At 61.0% G+C, this 21,603-nt stretch carries 23 protein-coding genes; 8 read left to right on the top strand and 15 right to left on the bottom strand.

Annotation, left to right across the window (positions count from 1 at the left end; all coding sequences use genetic code 11):
* Window positions 1–17: 17 nt before the first annotated feature.
* Window positions 18–419 carry a YbaY family lipoprotein gene (locus tag J3D60_RS27890; RefSeq protein ID WP_027604494.1) on the top strand — a complete coding sequence of 134 codons (402 nt, stop codon included), beginning with the start codon at window positions 18–20 and terminating at the stop codon, window positions 417–419.
* A 22-nt stretch (window positions 420–441) separates the two neighbouring features.
* Window positions 442–1,131 carry a DUF4197 domain-containing protein gene (locus tag J3D60_RS27885; protein WP_253493495.1) on the top strand — a complete coding sequence of 230 codons (690 nt, stop codon included), beginning with the start codon at window positions 442–444 and terminating at the stop codon, window positions 1,129–1,131.
* A gap of 83 nt (window positions 1,132–1,214) precedes the next feature.
* Here the strand turns inward: J3D60_RS27885 and J3D60_RS27880 are convergent, their stop codons facing one another.
* The 3 genes from J3D60_RS27880 to J3D60_RS27870 all read right to left on the bottom strand — a co-directional run bounded on the left by J3D60_RS27880 (window position 1,215) and on the right by J3D60_RS27870 (window position 6,539).
* Entirely contained in the window at window positions 1,215–1,808 is a 594-nt protein-coding gene (locus tag J3D60_RS27880; protein WP_253493494.1) for a LysE family translocator, read from the bottom strand.
* Between the two features lie 558 nt (window positions 1,809–2,366).
* On the bottom strand, window positions 2,367–5,432 hold the full coding sequence (locus tag J3D60_RS27875) for an efflux RND transporter permease subunit (RefSeq protein ID WP_253493493.1): 3,066 nt from the start codon (window positions 5,430–5,432) through the stop codon (window positions 2,367–2,369).
* Window positions 5,433–5,438: 6 nt separating this feature from the next.
* On the bottom strand, window positions 5,439–6,539 hold the full coding sequence (locus tag J3D60_RS27870; protein ID WP_092487588.1) for an efflux RND transporter periplasmic adaptor subunit: 1,101 nt from the start codon (window positions 6,537–6,539) through the stop codon (window positions 5,439–5,441).
* A gap of 93 nt (window positions 6,540–6,632) precedes the next feature.
* Between J3D60_RS27870 and J3D60_RS27865 the strand changes: the two genes are divergently transcribed.
* A complete protein-coding gene (locus J3D60_RS27865) occupies window positions 6,633–7,286 on the top strand; it encodes a TetR/AcrR family transcriptional regulator (RefSeq protein ID WP_065938754.1) in 654 nt (217 codons plus the stop codon).
* 18 nt (window positions 7,287–7,304) lie between these two features.
* Here the strand turns inward: J3D60_RS27865 and J3D60_RS27860 are convergent, their stop codons facing one another.
* Complete coding sequence (locus J3D60_RS27860; RefSeq protein WP_253493492.1) at window positions 7,305–8,087, bottom strand: class I SAM-dependent methyltransferase; 783 nt, start codon at window positions 8,085–8,087, stop codon at window positions 7,305–7,307.
* 96 nt (window positions 8,088–8,183) lie between these two features.
* Here J3D60_RS27860 and J3D60_RS27855 point away from each other — a divergent pair, with 96 nt between their 5' ends.
* Complete coding sequence (locus J3D60_RS27855) at window positions 8,184–8,804, top strand: energy transducer TonB (RefSeq protein ID WP_253493489.1); 621 nt, start codon at window positions 8,184–8,186, stop codon at window positions 8,802–8,804.
* On the opposite strand, the gene J3D60_RS27850 is transcribed toward J3D60_RS27855, so the two are convergent.
* The 7 genes from J3D60_RS27850 to ppc all read right to left on the bottom strand — a co-directional run bounded on the left by J3D60_RS27850 (window position 8,801) and on the right by ppc (window position 16,036).
* Entirely contained in the window at window positions 8,801–9,499 is a 699-nt protein-coding gene (locus tag J3D60_RS27850; RefSeq protein WP_065938751.1) for an extensin family protein, read from the bottom strand. The two genes, J3D60_RS27855 and J3D60_RS27850, sit on opposite strands and share 4 nt — an antisense overlap.
* 3 nt (window positions 9,500–9,502) lie before the next feature.
* Entirely contained in the window at window positions 9,503–10,330 is an 828-nt protein-coding gene (locus J3D60_RS27845) for an isocitrate lyase/phosphoenolpyruvate mutase family protein (protein ID WP_253493487.1), read from the bottom strand.
* Window positions 10,331–10,357: 27 nt separating this feature from the next.
* Entirely contained in the window at window positions 10,358–11,218 is an 861-nt protein-coding gene (locus tag J3D60_RS27840; protein WP_065938749.1) for a DUF72 domain-containing protein, read from the bottom strand.
* Window positions 11,218–11,508 (bottom strand): hypothetical protein, encoded by a 291-nt coding sequence (locus J3D60_RS27835; RefSeq protein ID WP_065938748.1) that lies wholly within the window; start codon window positions 11,506–11,508, stop codon window positions 11,218–11,220. Before J3D60_RS27835 ends, J3D60_RS27840 begins: the two co-directional genes overlap by 1 nt.
* A gap of 160 nt (window positions 11,509–11,668) precedes the next feature.
* Complete coding sequence (tsaB, locus tag J3D60_RS27830; protein WP_253493486.1) at window positions 11,669–12,355, bottom strand: tRNA (adenosine(37)-N6)-threonylcarbamoyltransferase complex dimerization subunit type 1 TsaB; 687 nt, start codon at window positions 12,353–12,355, stop codon at window positions 11,669–11,671.
* A gap of 88 nt (window positions 12,356–12,443) precedes the next feature.
* Window positions 12,444–13,091 (bottom strand): adenylate kinase, encoded by a 648-nt coding sequence (adk, locus tag J3D60_RS27825; protein ID WP_010212617.1) that lies wholly within the window; start codon window positions 13,089–13,091, stop codon window positions 12,444–12,446.
* Window positions 13,092–13,390: 299 nt separating this feature from the next.
* Window positions 13,391–16,036 (bottom strand): phosphoenolpyruvate carboxylase, encoded by a 2,646-nt coding sequence (gene ppc / locus J3D60_RS27820; protein ID WP_253493485.1) that lies wholly within the window; start codon window positions 16,034–16,036, stop codon window positions 13,391–13,393.
* A 184-nt stretch (window positions 16,037–16,220) separates the two neighbouring features.
* Here ppc and J3D60_RS27815 point away from each other — a divergent pair, with 184 nt between their 5' ends.
* The 4 genes from J3D60_RS27815 to J3D60_RS27800 all read left to right on the top strand — a co-directional run bounded on the left by J3D60_RS27815 (window position 16,221) and on the right by J3D60_RS27800 (window position 18,498).
* On the top strand, window positions 16,221–16,565 hold the full coding sequence (locus J3D60_RS27815) for a pilin assembly protein (RefSeq protein WP_065938745.1): 345 nt from the start codon (window positions 16,221–16,223) through the stop codon (window positions 16,563–16,565).
* Between the two features lie 296 nt (window positions 16,566–16,861).
* Window positions 16,862–17,272 (top strand): DUF4398 domain-containing protein, encoded by a 411-nt coding sequence (locus tag J3D60_RS27810; RefSeq protein ID WP_169899499.1) that lies wholly within the window; start codon window positions 16,862–16,864, stop codon window positions 17,270–17,272.
* A 55-nt stretch (window positions 17,273–17,327) separates the two neighbouring features.
* On the top strand, window positions 17,328–18,113 hold the full coding sequence (locus J3D60_RS27805) for an OmpA family protein (RefSeq protein ID WP_065938744.1): 786 nt from the start codon (window positions 17,328–17,330) through the stop codon (window positions 18,111–18,113).
* A gap of 7 nt (window positions 18,114–18,120) precedes the next feature.
* Window positions 18,121–18,498, top strand: a complete 378-nt coding sequence (locus tag J3D60_RS27800) for a hypothetical protein (RefSeq protein WP_065938743.1) — start codon at window positions 18,121–18,123, stop codon at window positions 18,496–18,498.
* 26 nt (window positions 18,499–18,524) lie between these two features.
* Here J3D60_RS27800 and J3D60_RS27795 read toward each other — a convergent pair whose 3' ends face one another.
* The 4 genes from J3D60_RS27795 to J3D60_RS27780 all read right to left on the bottom strand — a co-directional run bounded on the left by J3D60_RS27795 (window position 18,525) and on the right by J3D60_RS27780 (window position 21,583).
* The gene (locus J3D60_RS27795; RefSeq protein WP_065938742.1) at window positions 18,525–18,881 is read right to left on the bottom strand and encodes a hypothetical protein; all 357 of its coding nucleotides are present in this window, start codon (window positions 18,879–18,881) and stop codon (window positions 18,525–18,527) included.
* Window positions 18,882–19,049: 168 nt separating this feature from the next.
* On the bottom strand, window positions 19,050–19,376 hold the full coding sequence (locus tag J3D60_RS27790) for a hypothetical protein (RefSeq protein ID WP_003172217.1): 327 nt from the start codon (window positions 19,374–19,376) through the stop codon (window positions 19,050–19,052).
* Window positions 19,373–20,278 (bottom strand): alpha/beta hydrolase, encoded by a 906-nt coding sequence (locus tag J3D60_RS27785; RefSeq protein WP_065938741.1) that lies wholly within the window; start codon window positions 20,276–20,278, stop codon window positions 19,373–19,375. Before J3D60_RS27785 ends, J3D60_RS27790 begins: the two co-directional genes overlap by 4 nt.
* A gap of 27 nt (window positions 20,279–20,305) precedes the next feature.
* Window positions 20,306–21,583, bottom strand: a complete 1,278-nt coding sequence (locus tag J3D60_RS27780) for a flavohemoglobin expression-modulating QEGLA motif protein (RefSeq protein WP_027604513.1) — start codon at window positions 21,581–21,583, stop codon at window positions 20,306–20,308.
* Window positions 21,584–21,603: the final 20 nt, after the last annotated feature.

The raw sequence follows: 21,603 nt of genomic DNA, 5'->3' as shown, positions 1-21,603 counted from the left end.
TGAAAAGGAGCTGCACCATGAAAAAAATCATTCTCCTGGGTCTCACCGCCCTGCTCGGAGCCTGCCAATCCATGCATCCAGCGCCCAAGGCCAGCCTCGACGGCGAAGTGTTCTACCTGCAACGCATTGCCCTGCCGCCCGCCGCCACCTTGAGCGTGAGCCTGCAGGACGTGTCCCTGGCGGACGCGCCCGCGGTGACGCTGGCCGAGCAGAAAGGCCCGGTCAAAGGCCAGGTGCCGCTGCCGTTTCACCTGACCTACGACCCCGCACAGGTCAAGCCGGGCCACAGTTATTCGGTGAGCGCTCGCATCGAACTGGATGGCAAGCTACTGTTTATCACCACCGAACGGCACACGGTGCAGCTCAACGGCCAGGATCCACAACCGCTGCGCGTGCGCGTGAACGCCGTAGCACCCTGAACTCGAACATAAGGACGCCCCCATGCTCCGCAACTCCCTTCGCCTCACTGCCCTGTGTGCCGGCCTGCTGCTCGGCGCCAACGCCATGGCCCTGGACCTCAGTAGCCTGTCCCAGGGCGACGCCAGCGGCGGCCTCAAGGACGCCCTGACCCAAGGCGCACAGATCGCCGTAAAACAACTGGGTGTACCCGGTGGTTTCAGCAACAACCCTGAAGTGAAGATCGGCCTGCCGGGCAAGCTGGGCAAAGTCGCCGACAAGCTGAAAATGTTCGGCATGGGTGACCAGGTCACGCAGTTGGAAGACAGCATGAACAAAGCCGCTGAAACCGCCGTGACCCAGGCCCAGCCGATCCTGGTCAATGCCGTGAAAAACATGAGCGTGACCGACGCCAAGGGCATTCTCAGCGGCGGCCAGGACTCCGCCACCCAGTACCTGAACAAAAGCAGCCGCGAAGCCATCCGCGCCAAGTTCCTGCCGATCGTCAAGGCCGCGACCGACAAGGTGGGCGTGGCCCAGCAGTACAACGCCCTGGCAGGCAAGGCCGCCGCGTTTGGCGCCGTGGATACCAAGAGTGCCAGCGTGGAAAACTACGTGACCGAACAGGCGCTGGATGGCTTGTTCAAGATGATTGCGCAGCAGGAAGAGACGATTCGCAAGAACCCGGCAGCGGCGGCCACCAGTCTGGCGAAGAAGGTGTTTGGCGCACTGTAACCGCAAACTCCGCACTGGGTGCCTCGACACCCCTCACAACGCCAGGGTCGGTCATCCGATACCTGGCGTTTTTTGTCACAGGCTCAATAAAAGAGCGAGTCGGCCAGGCGCCCCATCATAAGCGTGGCAAAACAGCAGATAGCCACAGAAGTCGTACGATTGATCTTCAAGGGCGTCAGCCAGGTCCTTCGAATACCCTCGAATTGACTCCCCAGAATAATCCAGGCCGAGCCCACGGGTATCACGACCAGCGCAAGCGTGGCCATGAACACGGTGTAGTCCAGCAACACGGTAAATGTATGCGCTGGCGCGATAAACGAAACGATCAACAAGCCCTTGGGGTTCATCACCGTCAGCCAGAAGAAATACAGCCCGGAGAACCGATCCTTGCCTGGCGCAACAGCCTGCTCTTTGCGCTGCCATAAGTGATAGGACACGTACAGCAAGTAACAGGCCGCTGCCATTTGCGTAGCCTTCAATGCCCAAGGCGAATACGTTGCCAGATAAACCAGCGCCACGCCCCACAGTGACACCTGCAGCACGTAGGCCACGCACTCGACGAAGGCCAGCTTCCACGACGCCCGAAACCCGAGCAGCACACCAGCGCGCAGCAACAGGGTGTTTGTCGGCCCGGGCACAACCAATAGCAACACGAGCGCTAAAACGGTACCCAACATGAACATTATCCTAAGTCGGTCATGAACAATCGTCTTTTCACCGATAGCCCTTACGGCTGCCAACCTGGCGAATAAAATGTTGGGGCGTTGTATCACAAAGGCCGTTATTTATCGTGAAAAAAGCAAACGCCCCGTGGTATTCGGGGCTCTTGCACTTGCAGTGTGCTAAGAGACGCACGCTGCCAATCAACGCATTCAATGGCTGATGAGGGTGTTTGTGTTGTTATTGTGGATCGTGATACCGCTTGTGGGTTGTACTGGCCTGAAGTTAATCGAATTTCTTTCCATATTCGATACCCTTTCCTCCAGATCACGCTTATTTCGACCTGAGTTGCAATCGTTGCACGTTTGCGATGGTTGACTGCCACCCAAGAACGCACCAAACGCCATGTACATGCTGCCCAATGCCTGTAGCATCTTATTTCCGCCTCTATGAATGTCATGGAATCTTTATTCTGGCGATCAAGCCGACCGAATAAAGTACCTGCCTGACAGGTAACCCTATGTGGCACGCGTGAGAAAAAGGTTCCCCATCAGCGCGCCAAGTTACTCCAAGGCTTACACAACATCCTTCCTCACCCGGAACCACGCCGCGTACAACGCCGGCAAGAACAGCAGCGTCAACGCCGTCGCCACAATCAGCCCGCCCATGATCGCCACCGCCATCGGCCCGAAGAACACACTGCGTGACAGCGGGATCATCGCCAGCACCGCCGCCAGGGCGGTCAGCACAATCGGGCGGAAACGCCGCACGGTGGCTTCGATAATTGCCTGCCACGGCGCCAGCCCGGCCTTGATGTCCTGCTCGATCTGGTCCACCAGGATCACCGAGTTGCGCATGATCATCCCCGACAACGCGATGGTCCCGAGCATGGCCACGAAGCCGAAGGGCTGGCGGAACACCAGCAGGAACAGCGTCACGCCAATCAGGCCCAACGGCGCCGTCAGAAACACCATCGCCGTGCGTGAGAAGCTGCGCAGTTGCAGCATCAGCAAGGTCAGCACCACCACGATAAACAGCGGCACGCCGGCCTTCACCGAGTTCTGCCCGCGGGCGGAGTCTTCGACGGTGCCACCGACTTCCAGCAGGTAGCCATCCGGCAATTCGGCGCGCACACCCTCAAGGGTTGGCAGGATTTGCTGGACCAGCGTTGCCGGTTGTTCCTTGCCGTAGATATCGGCGCGCACGGTCACCGTCGGCAAGCGGTTGCGGTGCCAGATAATGCCCTCTTCGAAACCGTATTCGAGGGTGGCGATCTGCGACAGGGCCACGCTTTTACCATTGTCGGTCGGCACCGCCAGGCTGGGCAGCAGCGATAACTCGGTGCGCTCGTGGACGGTGCCGCGCAGGAGGATTTCGATCAACTCGTTGTCCTCCCGGTATTGACTGACGCTGGAACCGGTCAGTGAGCTTTGCAGGAATTTCGACAGATTGGCGGTGCTCACGCCGAGGGCGCGGGCGCGGTCCTGGTCGATATTGAGGTAGACGATCTTGCTCGGCTCTTCCCAGTCCAGGTGCACGTTGACGACGTGGGTATTTTCGCGAACCTTGGCCGCGACCTTCCGTGCAAGGGCGCGGACTTCCTCGATGTGTTCGCCGGTTACGCGAAACTGCACCGGATAGCCCACGGGCGGGCCGTTCTCCAGGCGGGTGACACGGGAGCGCAGGTCGGGAAATTGTTCGTTAAGCGTTTCGATCAGCCAGGTACGCAGGCTTTCGCGGCCCTCGATGGTCTTAGCCAACACCACGAACTGCGCAAAACTGGCCGCTGGCAGTTGCTGGTCCAGTGGCAGGTAGAAACGCGGCGAACCGGTGCCGACGTAGGCCACATAGTTATCAATGCCGGCGTGCTCCTTGAGCAAGGCTTCCAGGCGCTTGACCTGGTCGGCGGTATTGCTCAGGGAAGCGCCTTCAGCCAATTTCAGGTCGACCATCAGCTCCAGGCGGCCTGAGGCCGGGAAGAACTGTTGCGGCACAAAGCGAAACAACGCCACCGAGCCGATAAACAGTAGCAACGTCAGGACAATCACGGTTTTGCGCCGACGCACGCACCACTCCACCAAACGTCTTACACGTTGGTAGAACGGCGTGCCGTAGGGATCCGGGCCATCGATGCCATGTTTGGCCGCGTGAATCTTCGCCAGGTCCGGCAGGAGTTTTTCCCCCAGGTACGGCACAAACACCACGGCGGCGATCCATGAGGCGAGCAACGCGATCGTCACCACCTGGAAGATCGAGCGTGTGTATTCCCCTGTGCTCGACTGCGCGGTGGCAATCGGCAGGAAACCGGCCGCCGTGATCAGCGTACCGGTGAGCATCGGGAAGGCGGTGCTGGTCCAGGCAAAACTGGCCGCTTTGAGCCGGTCGTAGCCCTGCTCCATTTTGATTGCCATCATTTCCACGGCAATGATCGCGTCATCCACCAGCAAGCCGAGGGCCAGCACCAACGCACCGAGGGAAATCTTGTGCAGGCCGATACCGAGGTAATACATGGTGGCAAAGGTCATTGCCAGCACCAGCGGTATCGCCAGGGCTACGACCATGCCAGTGCGTATGCCGAGGGAGAAGAAGCTCACCAGCAAGACTATCGCCAATGCCTCGGCCAACACCTGCACGAATTCGCCGACACCGGTTTTCACCGCTGCCGGTTGGTCTGACACCTTGCGCAGCTCCATGCCCGCCGGAAGGTTCTTTTGCAAACGTGCGAATTCGCCTTCGAGGGCCTTGCCCAGCACCAGGATATCGCCACCATCACGCATGGCCACGGCCAGTCCGATAGCGTCCGCCCCCATGTAACGCATGCGCGGTGCCGGTGGATCGTTGAAGCCACGGTGAATGTCGGCTACATCGCCAATCCGGAAGGTTCGATCAGCGACACGAATCGGAAAGTTGCGGATCTCTTCCACCGTCTTGAAGTTGCCCGACACGCGCAGTTGCACACGCTCGCTCGGGGTTTCAAAGAAGCCGGCAGTGGACACCGCGTTCTGCTCCTGCAACGCCTGCTGTACAGCGGCCAACGGCAGGCCAAGGGTGGCGAGCTTGAGGTTGGACAGCTCGATCCAGATCTTCTCATCCTGTAGGCCAAGTAACTCGACCTTGCCCACATCCGCCACCCGTTGCAGTTGAATCTGGATGCGGTCGGCGTAGTCCTTGAGCACGGCATAGTCGAAGCCGTCGCCAGTCAGGGCGTAGATATTGCCGAAGGTGGTACCGAACTCGTCGTTGAAAAACGGCCCCTGGATATCCGGCGGCAAGGTCTGCCGGATGTCGCTGATCTTCTTGCGCACCTGGTACCACAACTCAGGAATCTGCACAGAGTGCATGGAGTCGCGCGCAATGAAGGTGACGGTGGACTCGCCCGGGCGGGAGAACGAGACAATGCGCTCGTATTCGCCGGTCTCCATCAGTTTTTTCTCGATACGCTCGGTGACCTGGCGCGAGACTTCCTGGGCCGTAGCGCCGGGCCAGTTGGTCTTGATCACCATGGCCTTGAAGGTGAACGGTGGATCTTCGCTTTGCCCCAGCTTGGTGTAGGACAAGGTACCGACCACAGCCAGCAGGATCATCAGGAACAGTACGATCTGGCGGTTACGCAACGCCCATTCGGAAAGATTGAAAGCCATCGGGGACTACTCCTTGGCCGCCAGGTTCACTATACGGTTGGAGCCATCCACCGCGCGCACTTGCTGGCCCTCGTGGAGCACATGCACGCCGGCTGCGACCACCCAGTCGTTGGGGGTCAAGCCTTCCAGCACCGGTACGGTTTTTTCACCGAAGGCGCCAATGCGTACCGGTGTGCGCTTGAGGGTGTTGTCCGGCTGTACACGCCAGACGTAGGACGCACCGTTCTCCGCACTCAGGGCAGACAGCGGTACCGACAGCGGAACAACGCCGTCGGCCTGTATGAATACGCGAGCGCTTTGCCCCAGTTCCGCCGGGACTTTGCCGCCGGTGAAGGCAACGCGAGCGGCGAAGGTGCGCGATTTTGGATCAGCCGCAGGCGACAGTTCACGGATGCGCCCGGTAAAACGCTGGCCCGGCTGGCTCCACAACTCCACCGCGACCGGTTGACCGATCTTGAAGCGACCAAACCCTTGTTCGGGCAGGCTGATAAGCACTTCGCGCTCGCCATCGGTGGCCAGAGTGAACACGGTCTGGCCCGCGGAGACCACTTGGCCGACTTCCACCGCGCGCTTGGCGACGACGCCATCCTGGGGGGCGCGCAATACGGCGTAGCCGGCCTGGTTACTGGCCACGTCGAACTCGGCCTTGATCTGCTTGAGGCGCGCTTCGCCGGAACGGTAAAGGTTTTCGGAATTGTCGTACTGGGAACGGCTGACCATCTGACGGTCCATCAGGGTCTTGTAGCGATCACGCTCAGCGCGCACCAGGCGCAGGTTAGCCTCGGCAGCGGCGACCTGGGCACGGGCGGCCTCCAGTTGCAGGCGCACATCCTGAGGGTCAAGTTCCGCCAGCGCCTGGTTGGTCTTGACCCGCTCGCCCTCCTCCACCAGACGCTTGCTGACTTTGCCACCGATGCGAAAGGCCAGGTCCGGCTCATAGCGCGCGCGGACTTCACCGGGGTAGCTGTCCGTCGACTGCGCCGAGGGTTGCGGCTGCACCACCATAGCCGGGCGGACGGTGGTCTGGACCGCTTCTTCATGGCCGCAGGCGGCCAACAGGAAGACCAGGCAGACAGGCAACGCAAAGGGCAGGAAAGTGCTGCGCATGCTGAAGGACCTTTCGCAAATGGAGCTAGGAATAATTATACTGGCCGGTATGTTATTAATACCAAACTCGCCAGTCCAGTATTAAAGGTGAAAATGTCCGACAATCGTGTAAACACCAATAGCCCCGGGCGTCCCAAGGACATGGCAAAACGCCAGGCAATCCTCTCGGCAGCAAAAACCCTGTTCTTGAGCAACGGCTACGCCAACACCAGCATGGATGCCGTGGCCCTTGAGGCCGGCGTGTCGAAACTGACCGTCTACAGCCACTTCACCGACAAAGAAACCTTGTTCACCGCCGCCGTGGTAGCCAAGTGCGAGGAACAGTTGCCGGTGATGTACTTCGAACTGCCCGAAGGCATGCCGGTGGAAACGGTATTGTTGAATATCGCGCGGGGGTTCCATCGACTGATCAACAGTGAAGAGTCGGTAAACCTGCATCGTTTGATGATGACCACCGGCAATCAGGACGTGAAACTCTCCCAAATCTTCTTTGAAGCCGGGCCCATGCGCATGCTCCAGGGCATGGAGCGCCTGCTCGGCAAGATCGATCAGAGCGGCGCGCTGAGCATCGACAGACCGTTTACGGCGGCCGAGCACTTCTTCTGCCTGCTCAAGGGCACGGCGAACTTCTGCCTGCTGTATGGCTGCGGCGGGCAGTTGAGTGAGGAAGCCGCCGAAGCCCATGTGCAGGAGGTGGTGGGGTTGTTTATGCGGGCCTATAGGAGAGATGCAGTTGCAGGTGATTAGCTGCAAGCTGCTTATGGCTTAAGGCTTGAGTGCTTTCTTGGGATAGATGTCATACCGGCTGGACTTGCCATCCAGCGCATGGCTCGGCTTGGGCCCTTCGATACAGGGCGCCTTGCGCGGGCGCTTGACCACCACGCGGTGGCTGGCCAGGGCCAGGGCGGCGGCCAGCAGGGCCGGTGCGTCCGGATCATCCCCCACCAGTGGCCGGAACAGGCGCATTTCTTTCTTCACCAGGGCGGTTTTCTCACGGTGAGGGAACATCGGGTCGAGGTAGATCACCTGGGGCGGCTCCCCTTTCCAATGGAGCATCACGTCAATGGAGTTGCCCTTGAGCAGCTTCATGCGCGCGACGATTGGCGCCACGTCGAAATCCTCCGCGCCGCGTGCCAGGCCATCTTCGAGCAGGGCGCCAATCAGCGGTTGGCGCTCGATCAGGCTCATCTCACAGCCCAAGCTGGCCAGCACGAACGCGTCCTTGCCCAGGCCGGCCGTGGCGTCCAGCACACGGGGACGTACGCCCTGGGCAATGCCCACGGCCTTGGCGATCATCTGTCCGCTGCCGCCACCATACAGCCGCCGGTGAGCCGCGCCGCCTTCGACGAAGTCCACCCGCACCGGCCCCGGCGCCTCAGGCCCCAACTGTTGCAGTTGCAGGCCATGCTCGCCTACCTGCAGGGAAAAATCCGCATCCGCAAGCTGTAAAGGCAAGCCGAGCTGTTCAGCCCACTGCTCGGCCCGGGCCTGGAAACCTTCGCCCAAGGCCTCGACCTGGATGCGGCTGGCCGCTGGTTGTTCGCTCATCAATCGCTACGCTCAAAAATATTAAGGATCGGCAAACAACGGCCGATAAAAACAACAGTCAGGTATTTTGCCAGAGCTGAGCGTCGACCGAGAAAAATGTCAGACATTCTCCCCCTAACCATCGGTGTACTGCCGACCCATAACCACTACGGCCTGCGCAATACCCAAGCGCTGGCCGGGGTGAGTCATGTGTGGCAGGACTTCTTCGCCCGGGCGCTGGCCGAGCAGCTCGGTGAAACGCCGGACGCGCTCGCCGCCAAGGCGCCGGCACCGGCGGACCCGGCGGTAGAGCCCAGCGCCGGTGCCGACCTGTTGTCGCAGATCCTCACCCAGCGTGAGTGCGACGTCAAAGACACCGAGATCGCCCCACCTGAGCCACTGTTCCTGCCTATCGCCGAATTCGAAACCGAGTTGCTGCCACCGGCCGCCGAGCCATTCCCACAGGAAGAAATCGTCGCGCAGCAGCGCCAGCAGAATTTCGAAAGCGCTTGGGTTCGCCCCATCGTCCTGACGGCCGGCCAGCCATTGCCTGAGCCCGGCCCGGCGCCGGAACCACGGCCTCTGCACTTGCCGATTGCCGAGTTCGAACTGGACCTGTTGCCACCACCCGCCACGCCTTACCCAACCGAAGAACTGCTGGCGCAACAGAAGGCGCTGGACTTCGACTACCACTGGGCACGCCCACTGATCACCCACAACCTGCGCCTGGCGGCCTAGCGACACACCCACCAACGGCCCATGTCCAGATGGAAATGGTTGCGGTGCGCGGCGTTGTAGTCCGGGCTCAACACCACATTGAAATCATCACAGGCGCCATCGCGCACCTGGCGCAGGAACCGCGCGCTGTCGCCCTCCCCGGACCAATCCTTGAGCACGCTGATACTGCGCCCATCCGCCAGGCGAAACCCGGCAATATCCAAGGCATTGGCCGACGCATGCTGGCTGAGCCGTCCTTCGGCACGGTTATACATGTTGCGACAGGCAAAGCTGCCCAGATGATCGACCCGTGTCACCGCCTGACCGAACACCGCCTGGGCTGCCGGTTGCAGGCTGTGGCGCTCGAACAGCGCGAACGCCACGGCCAACGGGCAACTGGCGAGAAAGCTGCTGCTTAATGCCACGTCTGCACCCTGCACGCGCAAGGTATTGCGCAGCGGACAGGCAGCGTCGGCGGGCGTGTCAGCCTGATGGCTGACACGCAAACCAGAGGTTTTCAGCACTTGGTCGCACAGCTCGGGGTCATCCTGCAGGCGTCCCAGCTTGTAGCGGGTCAACAGGTTCGGGCTGGACCGTACGTCCAGCGGCGACCAGGGGTTCCATTCAGCCGGCAGCGGCAACCAGCCACGCCACACACCCACGGCAAATGCAGCACTGAGCACCAGCAGAGCACCCAGCAGTTTGAAAAAACGCACGGCTCAGTCCTTGAAGAACTGATTGGCCTGGCTGAAGGGCATCGAGCGCTCGGTAAAGCTGAAGGTGCCCAGCTCATAGACTTCCTGGGCCGCGCGGTAGAATTCACCATAGGCCGCCAGTGCCATGGCCGAGCCCACGCTGATGCGCTTTACCCCCATCGCGCTCAATTGCGCCACGCTGAGTTTCAGGGCGCCGGACATCAATACGTTCACCGGCTTTGGCGCCACGGCCTTGACCACCGCCAGCACATCCTCGGCACTGCGCAGGCCCGGCGCATAGAGCACGTCGGCGCCAGCTTCGGCGTAGGCCTGCAGGCGGCGAATAGTGTCGGGCAGATCCAGGCGACCATGCAGGAGGTTTTCCGCGCGGGCCGTCAGTGTGAAGGGGAATGGCAAGCTGCGGGCAGCGGCGACGGCGGCTTCCACGCGCTCTACGGAAAGGTCGAAGGGATAGATCGGGTCGACGGCAACGCCGGTGGCATCTTCGATAGAGCCCCCCACGATACCGCTGGCCGCCGCCCGCAAGATGGTTTCGGCACAGCCATCAGGGGTATCGCTGAAGCCGTTTTCCAGGTCGGCCGCCACCGGCAGCGCGGTGGCCTTGGCAATCATGCTGGCATTGCCCAAGGTGTCCTCCAGGGACAACGCCCCTTCCGCGTCCGGGCGCCCCAGGCTGAACGCATAACCCGCGCTGGTCGTGGCCAGGGCTTCAAAGCCAAGGGTGGTGAGCATCACCGCAGAGCCGGCGTCCCACGGGTTAGGCATCACGAAGGCGCGGTCGCGCTCATGCAGGGCCTTGAAGGTTTCGGCGCGAAGGGTTTGGGCATCCATGACTGACTCCTGGCGGAAAAAGGAGCCCTAGAGTAACCCCAGTTGCTCGGCTTCGGGTTCCCGATGCAAGGTCGGCAGCGCCGGCAGGCCGGGCAGGCGCGCCATGAGTTGCGTGTGAAAACGCAGGGCCAGTTGCGCGGCAAGACGATTATCCGAGGTGTGCAGGAACACGTAGGGTGTGCGGCCTTCTTCGATCCAACCCGCGATTTTTTCCACCCACGGCACCAGGAACGGGTCATTCGCCTCAAGCTCGGGATGACCGATAAAACGCACTTGGGGAAACCGGGTCAGCGCTGCCGGACGGGGCGGCACCTTGGGCTTTTTCGATTGTGCGTGCAGTACCGCCGCCGAGGTCGACGTGCAACTGAACAACGCGCGCGGGTCGAGGCAGATGCGCTCGACACCGCGATCACGCAACAAACGGTTGAGCATGCGCTCGGCATCGCCCTTGGCGAAGAACTCAGGGTGGCGCACTTCCACCGCCATCGGGCGCTCCAGACCATCGATAAAGCCGGCCAGTTCAGCCAGGCGTTGCGGCGAAAAACTCGCCGACAGCTGCAACCACAGCGGCGAAACACGTTCACCGAGCGGGCTCATCAAACCGACAAAACTTTCCGCTGCCGGCAATTGCTCACGCAAGTCGCCACCGTGACTGATGTCACCGGGGAACTTGGCCGTGAAACGAAAATCGTCGGGCATGATCTCAGCCCAGCGCTGCACAGTAGCGGCCGAAGGGCGAGCGTAGAACGTGGTATTGCCTTCGACGGCGTTGAAGACCTGGGAATAAAGGGCAAGGTAATCGCCGGAGCGGGCGTCGGCTGGGTACAGGTACTCGCGCCAGGCGTTTTCACTCCAGGACGGGCAGCCGAGGTAGTAAGGCAGGCGCATCAGATGTGGATGTCGAGACCCAGCACTTCCATATCCCATTCGACAAATCCAGCGGTGGTCAGGTAGCTGGCCAGGGCGGTGGCAACGCTTTTGCTCATGGAACGCGGGAAGACCATGTCTTGCTGACGGGCGGGAACGCCGCTGATGCGGGCTTGTGAACTGGCCTGCGCATCGGATTGCACCTCAATGAAGTCCGGCGAATCCTCGACGGAGTCGTCCACCCTGGCGTTTGCCTTACGCGGCTTGCGCTTGATCGGGTACGACTGTGAGGAAAATCCATCTATACGCATAGGCGCGAACTCGCTATCAGTAATGGCATTTTGGCAGCACTGTCCGTCGCGCGCAAATGCTCTGGTGATAACTAGAACACATAATTTGAAAAAGGTTTAAAAACCCGGGCAAATTCTGACGATTGGCGACTTTTTCCTCAAATTGCCATCATTTTTGGCGTCAAATAATCCCTCTTTCCGCCTTGGTCTGCGCGACTTTATCGCGCAGGTAGACCGGTGCGGCCTGATCCGCAGGAATCGCCTCGCCACGTTCGAACGCAAAGCGTGCCAGGGTCAGCAGATCTTCGGCATGAGGCAACAGGGTGGCGTCCTGCCCAGCCGGTTGAACACCGATACGCTCGCCATACCCCCAGCCAGTTCCAGCGCCGAACCAGTCACCGCTGGCATCGTCGGGCAATACCGCCGATTCCGGTGGCTGCACCGCTTCCTCGCCGACAAGGCGCATTTCGCCAGCCGTTTCGCGATAGCAAGCCCAATACACTTCGTCCATACGCGCATCGATCGCCGCCGCCACCTGCTGGGCGCCGTGTTCGCGCAAGGCACGTTGGGCCAGTACGGCAAGGTTGGAAACCGGCAGCACCGGGCGCTCCAACGCAAAGGCCAGGCCCTGGACCACGCCAATGGCGATGCGCACCCCGGTGAACGCTCCCGGGCCACGGCCAAAGGCGATGGCATCCACGGCCGACAGGGTGGTGCCCGCGTCTTCAAGCAGCTGCTTGATCATCGGCAACAGCTTCTGCGCATGCAGGCGCGGGATCACCTCGTAGTGGCTTGTGACCTTGCCATCGTGCAGCAAGGCAACGGAGCAAGCTTCAGTCGCGGTGTCCAGGGCCAGCAGGGTGCTCATCGGTGTGGGTGTCCAAGTCAAAAAAAGTGCGCCAGTATAAACAACAACGGCCCGCAAGCGGGCCGTTGTCTATCAAGCCGATAAAGGATCAGCTCAGTGCTTGCAGGACCTTGGCGGTGATCGCTTCCACCGAGCCGACGCCAGGGATATGGCTGTACTTCGGCTTGCCCTGGGCTGCGGACAGCTTCTGGTAGAAATCCACCAGCGGCTTGGTCTGGGAATGGTAGACCGACAGGCGATGACGCACGGTTTCTTCGGTGTCGTCCTTGCGCTGCACCAGGTCTTCACCGGTGACATCGTCCTTGCCTTCAACTTTAGGCGGGTTGTAGACGGTGTGGTACACGCGGCCGGAGGCTTCGTGGACGCGACGACCGGCGATACGCTGGACGATTTCTTCATCTTCAACCGCGATTTCCACCACCGCGTCCAGCTCGACGCCGGCTTTCACCAGGGCTTCGGCCTGGGGAATGGTGCGTGGGAAACCATCGAACAGGAAGCCGTTCTTGCAGTCTTCCTGGCTGATGCGTTCCTTGACCAGGTTGATGATCAGGTCATCGGAGACCAGGCCACCGCTGTCCATCACGCTCTTGGCGATCAGGCCCAGCTCGGTGCCGGCCTTGACGGCAGCACGCAGCATGTCGCCAGTGGAGATTTGTGGAATGCCGAATTTTTCAGTGATGAACTTTGCCTGAGTACCTTTACCGGCCCCGGGAGCTCCCAGCAGAATGACGCGCATCGATGTGCTCCTCAATTTTTTATAGAGATGACGCTCGGATTCGCCGCGTGGGGCCAATCTCGTAAAAATAATATAGGGCTCATGAAACTATGGGCCCAGGCCGCCCAAACGGCCAAAGGCTGATCAAGATACACAGCGGGCCCTAACCACACAAGCCGCCAAAAGTCGCAGGAACCCGCGCCACGCGTACGTCATAGGTAGGGTGTGCCTGAGTGCAACCAGCGCTGTAAACGCCGACCACCCCTTTCGGGGCGGCCGTCGTGGTTTATCCGCAAGCCTTTGAGCACACGCAAAAAACCTCAGCCGGTGTTGCGCAGGCCGGCGGCAATACCGGCCACGGACACCAGCAGCGCCTGTTCCAGAGGGCTGTCCTGCGCGGCTTCCTGGCGACGCGAGCGCGCCAGCAACTCGGCCTGCAACAGGTGCAAGGGGTCAAGGTAGGTGTTGCGCAGGCGGATGAACTCCAGGGTATCAGGGCTATGGGCCAGCAGTTGCGACTGGCCGGTCAGGCCAAGCACCACGTCGCATGCCTGCGACAATAGGTCGCGTAAGTGCGCACCCAATGGCAACAGGTCCGGCTGCACCAGACGCTCGTCATACAGGCGCGCAATATCGGCATCGGCCTTGGCCAGGACCATTTCCAGCATATCGATGCGGGTGCGGAAGAACGGCCACTGTTCGCGCATCTGCCCCAGCAGTTCACCTTCGCCGCGCTCCAGGGCCTTGCTCAATGCGGCTTCCCAACCCAGCCAGGCCGGCAGCATCAGGCGAGTCTGGGTCCAACCGAAGATCCACGGAATGGCACGCAGGCTTTCTATGCCTCCGGCGCGACGCTTGGCCGGGCGACTGCCCAAAGGTAGACGGCCCAGCTCCTGCTCCGGGGTGGACTGGCGAAAATACTCGACGAATTGCGGATTTTCCCGCACCACCGCGCGGTAAGCGCTGACGCCGTCGGCCGCCAATTCATCCATCAAGTGGCGCCACGCCGGCTCCGGTGGCGGCGGTGGCAGCAACGTTGCCTCCAACACGGCGGCCAGGTAGAGATTGAGGTTCTGTTCAGCAATGTCCGGCAAACCGAATTTGAAGCGAATCATCTCGCCTTGCTCGGTGGTACGGAAACGCCCCGCCACCGAACCCGGCGGTTGCGACAGGATCGCCGCGTGGGCCGGGCCGCCGCCACGCCCGACGGTGCCGCCACGGCCATGGAACAGCAGCAATTCCACCTGTTGCTCCCGGCAGATATCCACCAGCCGCTCCTGGGCCCGGTACTGCGCCCAGGCGGCGGCGGTGGTGCCGGCGTCCTTGGCCGAGTCGGAGTAGCCGATCATCACTTCCTGCGGGCCCTGCAAGCGCGCCCGGTAGCCCGGCAGCAGCAACAGTTGCTCGATCACGGGACCGGCGTTATCCAGGTCGGCCAGGGTTTCGAACAGCGGCACCACGCGCATCGGCCGTTGAACGCCCGACTCTTTAAGCAGCAGCTGCACCGCCAATACGTCCGACGCGGCACCGGCCATGGAAATGACATACGAGCCTAACGAGGCGGCAGGCGCGGCGGCCACTTCCTTGCAGGTGTTGAGTACTTCGGCGGTATCGGCCGATGGTTTGAAATAGCCCGGCAACAGCGGTCGACGGTTGGCCAGCTCCTTCATCAGGAAGCTGATGCGCATCTCTTCGTTCCAGTCCTCGTAACGGCCCAGGCCCAGGTAATCGGTGATTTCGGTCATGGCCGCCGAATGACGACTGGAATCCTGGCGCACATCCAGGCGCACCAGGAACAGGCCAAAGGTGACGGCCCGGCGCAGGCAATCGAGCAGCGGGCCGTCGGCGATCACGCCCATGCCGCACGCGTGCAGCGACTGGTAGCACAGCTCCAGTGGCTCAAGCAGGTCGCGGTTGTTCTGCAACACCTCGGCAGGCGCCGGCGTGCTGCTGCTCAACGCGGTATGGGCCCATTGGCGCGTGGCGCGCAGGCGTTCGCGCAGTTGCTTGAGCAGGGCACGATAGGGTTCGACGCTGTCACCGACCTTGGCCTGCAACGCCGGGCTGGCCTGTTGCATCGACAGTTCGGAGGCCAGGTGATCGATATCGCGCAGGTACAGGTCGGCCGCCATCCAGCGCGCCAGCAGCAACACCTCGCGGGTGACCGGCGCGGTGACATTCGGGTTGCCGTCACGGTCGCCGCCCATCCACGACGCAAAGCGGATCGGCGCGGCTTCCAGCGGCAAACGCAGGCCCGTCGCAGCGTGTAACGCCTGGTCGGCCTTGCGCAGGTAATTGGGGATGGCGTGCCACAACGAATGCTCGATCACCGCGAAGCCCCACTTGGCTTCATCCACAGGGGTGGGCCGCGTTCGGCGGATTTCTTCGGTGTGCCAGGCTTCGGCGATCAAGCGTTGCAGGCGCTGGCGGATCTGCTCGCGCTCAGCGGTGGTGAGGTCGCGGTGATCCTGCAGCGCCAGTTGTGCGGCGATGGCGTCGTATTTCTGGATCAGGGTGCGGCGTGCCACTTCGGTGGGGTGGGCGGTGAGGACCAGTTCGATGTCCAGGCGCCCCAACTGGCGGGCCAGGGACTCATTGCTGTGGCCCTCGCCCTGCAGGCGCGCCAGTAACTCCGGCAATACGCGGGACTCGAACGGCGCCGGTTGCGACTCGTCGCGCCGGTGAATCAACTGGTACTGCTCGGCGATATTGGCCAGGTTGAGGAACTGGTTGAAGGCCCGCGCCACCGGCAGCAGTTCGTCTTCCTGCAACTGATTGAGGCTGGCGCTCAGTTCATCACCCGCGGCTTTGTCCGGGGCGGCTCCGCGGCGGTCGGCCTTGGCGCCTTTGCGGATCTGTTCGATCTTGGCGAGAAAATCATCGCCGTACTGCTCTCGAATGGTGTTGCCCAACAGTTCACCCAGCAGGTGAACATCCTCACGCAAGCGTGCATCGATATCACTCATCAGCCAATCTCCAGCCAGAAATCCGGGACGCGCAGGTCTGTCAGAGTGCCGCCGGCATCGTTTTATGACAAGACTTTAAACCTTGTGACTTGCAGCTAGTCTCAAGTGTGAGCCGCCGCGTTTATCCACGCGCGCGGCTGGTCACTCATCACCGCCTGCCACCGCAGGCTTTATTGAGGTTGCCATGAAAATTCGAGAACTGGCCCAGCATTGGGAAGAGAACGCCAAGGGTCGCCTGACCAAGACCGAGTACGCCATCCATCTGGATGTGGAGGCTGCTGCACGGCTGGCAGCCATCGCCGAGATGTACCCCAAGCGCCACACCGAAGAACTGCTCGGCGAGCTGATCGGCGCCGCCCTTGAGGAGCTGGAAGCCAGCTTTCCCTACATCAGGGGGCAACAGGTCATCGCCACCGATGAAGAGGGCGACCCGCTCTATGAGGACGTCGGGCCAACGCCGCGGTTCCTGACCTTGTCCCGTCGCTATCTGCATGATTTGTCTGCCAGTGCCGACGACCAAAAGCACTGACGGACTCGATTGACACCCATCTGAACCCCGTATTCCGGGCCTCTGCCGAGGCTCGGAGTACCCCTGCACGTCGCAAAAGTTCCAATTTTTTACCCTGACCAATCAGTCAGATATTTTTTTAGGCAAATCGCCATCTCTTCTGAACTTTTGAAAAAAGCCTCCGGTCACAGCCAGTAAGCCATCACTTGGAACGGCCGTTTGAAAGGGCCCGTCGTGCTTTACCGCCGCGCCCCGGCCGTTCATCGACTGCGATGGATTTTGATGTTTTTAGGAGCTATCCAATGGAGTTGAAGACGATGAAGACCAGCACTGCCAAATCCACGTTTAACCACCTGCGCGGGCTTAAATTGGCCGCGCTGGCGATCGGCACCAGCTTCGTTTTGGCTGGCTGCGCCGGCAACCCGCCCACCGAGCAATACGCGGTGACTCAGTCCGCGGTCAACAGCGCAGTGAGCGCCGGCGGCACCGAGTACGCAGCAGTTGAAATGAAATCGGCCCAGGACAAGCTCAAGCAAGCCGAAATCGCCATGCACGACAAGAACTATGACGAGGCGCGTCGCCTGGCCGAACAGGCTGAATGGGATGCTCGCGTTGCAGAGCGCAAGTCCCAGGCGGCCAAGGCCGAACAGGCTGTGAAGGATTCCCAGAAAGCTGTTCAGGAGCTGCGTCAGGAAGGTATGCGCCCGGCTGCTATCCAGCAGAAATAAAGCGCCGCGCCTGATTGCACTGCACCCGATATCGAATTGAAAGGACGACACGACTATGCGTAAACAATTGATGATCCCTGCCCTGCTGGCGATGAGCGTTGCCCTGGCGGCCTGCTCTACCCCGCCCAACGCGAACCTGGAAAACGCACGGACCAACTTCTCGTCCCTGCAAACCAACCCGCAAGCCACCAAGCTTGCCGCGCTGGAAACCAAGGACGCCAGCGAATGGCTGGACAAGGCTGACAAGGCCTACCGCGACAAGGAAGACCAGAAGAAAGTTGACCAACTGGCCTACCTGACCAACCAGCGTGTTGAAGTGGCCAAAGACACCATCGCGCTGCGCGAATCCGAAGCCAAGCTGAAAAACGCCGGCGACGAACGTGCCCGTGCCCTGCTCGAGGCCCGTGACGCGCAGATCAAGCAGCTGCAGGACAGCCTGAATGCCAAGCAAACCGATCGCGGTACGCTGGTGACATTCGGCGACGTGCTGTTCGCTACCAACAAGTCCGACCTGAAATCCAGCGGCCTGGTGAACATCACCAAGCTGGCGCAGTTCCTGCGTGACAATCCGGATCGTAAGGTGATCGTCGAAGGCTACACCGACAGCACCGGTTCCGACTCGTACAACCAGAGCCTTTCGGAGCGCCGCGCGGCCTCGGTACAACGCGCACTGGCTCAGCAAGGCGTGGATATCTCGCGCATCGTGACCCAGGGTTATGGCAAGGAATACCCGGTTGCCGACAACGGCAGCGTCTCGGGCCGAGCCATGAACCGCCGCGTTGAAGTGACCATCTCCAACGACAACCAGCCGGTCAAGCCACGTTCGTCCATGGCGAACTGATTGATTGATGCTGGATAAAAAACCCACCTCACGGTGGGTTTTTTTTCGGGTCGCCGAACTGGATAGTGCGATGTGTATCCTCGGCGGGCAATTCGACCTTCGAGCCGTACGTATTTTGCGAGAGCTTATCCATCAGCTGCTCAAGCTCATGATTGCGAGCGTCTCGCCTTACCAGCGCCTCATGCCCCCTGATCATGTCCAGCATGTTGTCGATTGCAGCAATGCGTATCGCCACCTTTTCAGCCTCGATCTGTGTAAGCAACTCCGCCTTCTGTGGTTTTATGACGCGCTATGGTTCCAGATAATCCCGTCGCCAATGACTGCCGCAAGTGCCGATGTCCTCATCGACTATCGCCCCATGCCCGGTGAAAAAACCCGCCTATGACAGACGGGTTATCCACGGGTGGGCAATCAGGCGGAGGCGGAGACGGGGCCTGAGCTTTGGTAGTTTGGCGGCTGGATTTGCGGACCGCTCTGTCCTACACCTTTTTCGCCACCTTCGCCGCCTTGAGCGCCCTGCGGAGCAGTTGATTGCAGCAGTTGTGCAAGCTCCTTCTTCAGCCTCTCCAGCAACTTCTCCAAATCCTCGAGAGTGTCTCCTCCTCCGGCCCCACCGCTTCCTTGCCCGCCCTGGGAACCTTTTGCCTTCAATTCGTTAATTTTGTTTTCTGTGTCATTAATCTTCCCCCTGAGGTCTTGCTCGTTGCCTCCGCTGGCACCAAAGCTGTCCGCATTCATCTGAGGCCGTATTGCGCTGATACCGCTCATAAATATTAACTCCACAATAAATTGAATAAGGACCGATCAGTCATACCGATCAGCCCGTAGTCTGTGGCGGACGAATAGAGATGGTTCCGGCCTGCGAAGACTCGGACCTGCACCAAGGGACGAATCCTCAGATTGAGTGGCACTTTCCCACGAACTCGACGCGCTGGCTTACTGCTGCAGTTGCGGCGTTTCCTGCCCCATGCAACGCACCGCCTGCTTCTTATTATTGACCAACACACCGCTCAAGCCTTTCTGCTCAGTATCGAACATGACCAGCACGCCATCGACGCACTGCGCCACTTGAGCGGCCGGGGTCAGGGAGATCTTGTAGTCCTCGCCCGGCACGGTCTTGAGCATGGTGAAGTCGCTGAGCAGCAGCGCATCCTCAGGCTTGGCGAAGTGCAAATAGCCGTAGTACCACAGGCAGCCGACGGTGCCGATGATGGTGCCGATACCCGTGAGGATCAGCGGGATCATGTTGCGTTCTTCGCTCATTGCGGGCTCTCTGATGGATCAACTTTAGGAATGGGGTAGTTCGGAATCTCGCCCAGGCGGCGCAGGCCGTTGAAGTGCTGCGGGTCGTCCAGATAGCGCAGCATCACGGTTTGCCAGGTCTTGTCGGCAAAGGTCTGCACATGGCCGCCGCGGGTCAACTGCAATACCCGTGGCGGTGGCGCGGCCTGATACAGGCGGATACCGTTGGCCACGGGCACGATCGGGTCATCCAGGCTGTGGAACAGCAATTTCGGCACGCCGGTCAGGTGCGGCATGGCGTTGATCGCGCTGTCGGCGTCGGGCACCAGCCAAGACAAGGGCACCTGCAAGGGCCATGTTAACCAGGAGGTGCTCAGGGCGAATTGTCCTACGTCACGATAACTGGCGGGCACGCCGTCCAGTATCAGGGCCTTGAGTTGGGACTGACGCTGCGGGTGTTCCGCCAGGTAATGCACCGCCAGCGCGCCGCCCAGGCTTTGGCCAAGCACAATCAGCGGCTGGCCCTGGGTTTCGGGCGCCTGGTCGAGCCAGTTGAACGCCGCGTCCACATCCTGATAGATCGCCGGCAGTGAGGGCTTGCCTTCCGACAGCCCGTAACCGCGATAGTCCAGCAGCAGTACCTGGTAGCCCTGCTCCGGCAACCACCAGCTGCCACCCAGGTGCCAGGCCAGGTTGCCACCGTTGCCGTGCAGGTGCAGCACCGTGCCCTTGAGAGGCACGCCGGCCTTGGCCGGCAGCCACCAGGCATGCAGCTTGACGCCGTCGGCGGTGGTGAGGGTGACATCACGGTATTGCAAGTGCGCTTTTTCGGGAGTGAATGGCAGGCCGGGTTCGGGGTAGAACAGCAGCGAGCTGCAACCGTTCAATGTGAGTAGCAGGCACAGAATGCCGAGGATTCTCATCCGTTGAAGCCTCGTGAATAACAGCGTTTAAAGGATATTGGAGTAATCCGCCTCGATCCGGTCCAGGCTCAAGTGGTTGAGGAAGTTGGAGAAACACATCCACGCCGCCAGTGCGTTCATGTCGCGGAACTGTTCCGGCAGGTACTTGGGCGGCACCACCAGGCCTTCGTCCACCAGTTGGCGCAAGGTGCGCATGTCTTCCAGGGTGGTCTTGCCGCAGAACAGCAGCGGCACTTGCTCCAGCTTGCCTTTGCGCACGGCCAGCTGGATGTAGTTGTAGACCATGATAAAGCCCTTGAGGTAGGACAGATCCTTGGTAAACGGCAGGCCGTTCGGCACCGAGCCACGGAATACCCGGCTGGCGTTGCCATAGCTTTCGGCCATTTCAAAGCCTTGCTCGCGGAAGAACTCGAACACCTGCAGGAAGTCGGCACCCTCTTCCACCATGTGGATCGCCCGGGTGCGGTTGGTCAGCTTGCGCAATCGGCTCGGGTAGGAGGCGAACGTAATGATCTCCATGAGGATCGCCAGGCCTTCCTGGGTCACGGTGGACGACGGCGGGCCCTTGGACAGGAAGGTGCAGATCGGCTGGTTCTGGCCGTTGAGCGTGGTACCGACATGCACCAGGCCTTCGTGGACTTCCAGCGCACGCACGTCGCGGTCGTTGAACATCGCGTCGGCGCGGATCTTGATATAGTCGGCGCCCGCGGCGGCATCGGCGACGATACCGTCGGACTCAAACACCCGGATGGTCTCCTCGGCCTCGCCAAATACCTTGTTCAGGCGGGTTTGCAGCAGGGCCACGGCGTCCTTGGCGGTCAGGGTCTTGGCTTCATCCTTGAGGTCGCCACGGCCGTCGATATTGTTCAGGTAGTCGGAGAGCATGAGGCCCAGGTCAGCCAGGGTCGGGTCGCCGGCGTGGAAGGCATCGGACGCGGCGCCGTACAGCTCCTGGGAGATCAGACCGAAGTCCTCGGTGCCGCGGGCTTCGAGCATGCGCACCACCATGCGGTATTCGCGGCACATGCGGCGCATGATCTGCCCCACCGGGCTGAACTGGCCGAGGCGGCGAGTGATGTCGCGTTCGATGTTCTGGAATTCCAGCTTTACCGCACTGGAGTCGAACGACAGCGGTCGGTTCAGGTAGTAGTCGCGATCCACGGCGGGCATGGCCTTGCCCTTGGCCTTGAGGAATCCCTGGCGAATGTTGTCGTCCCACTTCACGGCGTCGAGGACGCGAATCGGTGTTTGCGCCAGCACAATGCGATCGGACAAGCTGCGTATCGTCTGCTGGTAATCGTCCACCCGGTGCTTCCTCTCTAAAC

It is taken from the genome of Pseudomonas sp. S3E17, from assembly GCF_024168685.1.
In the GTDB taxonomy this organism is placed as follows: Bacteria; Pseudomonadota; Gammaproteobacteria; order Pseudomonadales; family Pseudomonadaceae; genus Aquipseudomonas; species Aquipseudomonas marginalis.
Note: the sequence above shows the minus strand (reverse complement) of the source record. Positions and strands in the feature narration are given on the sequence as shown.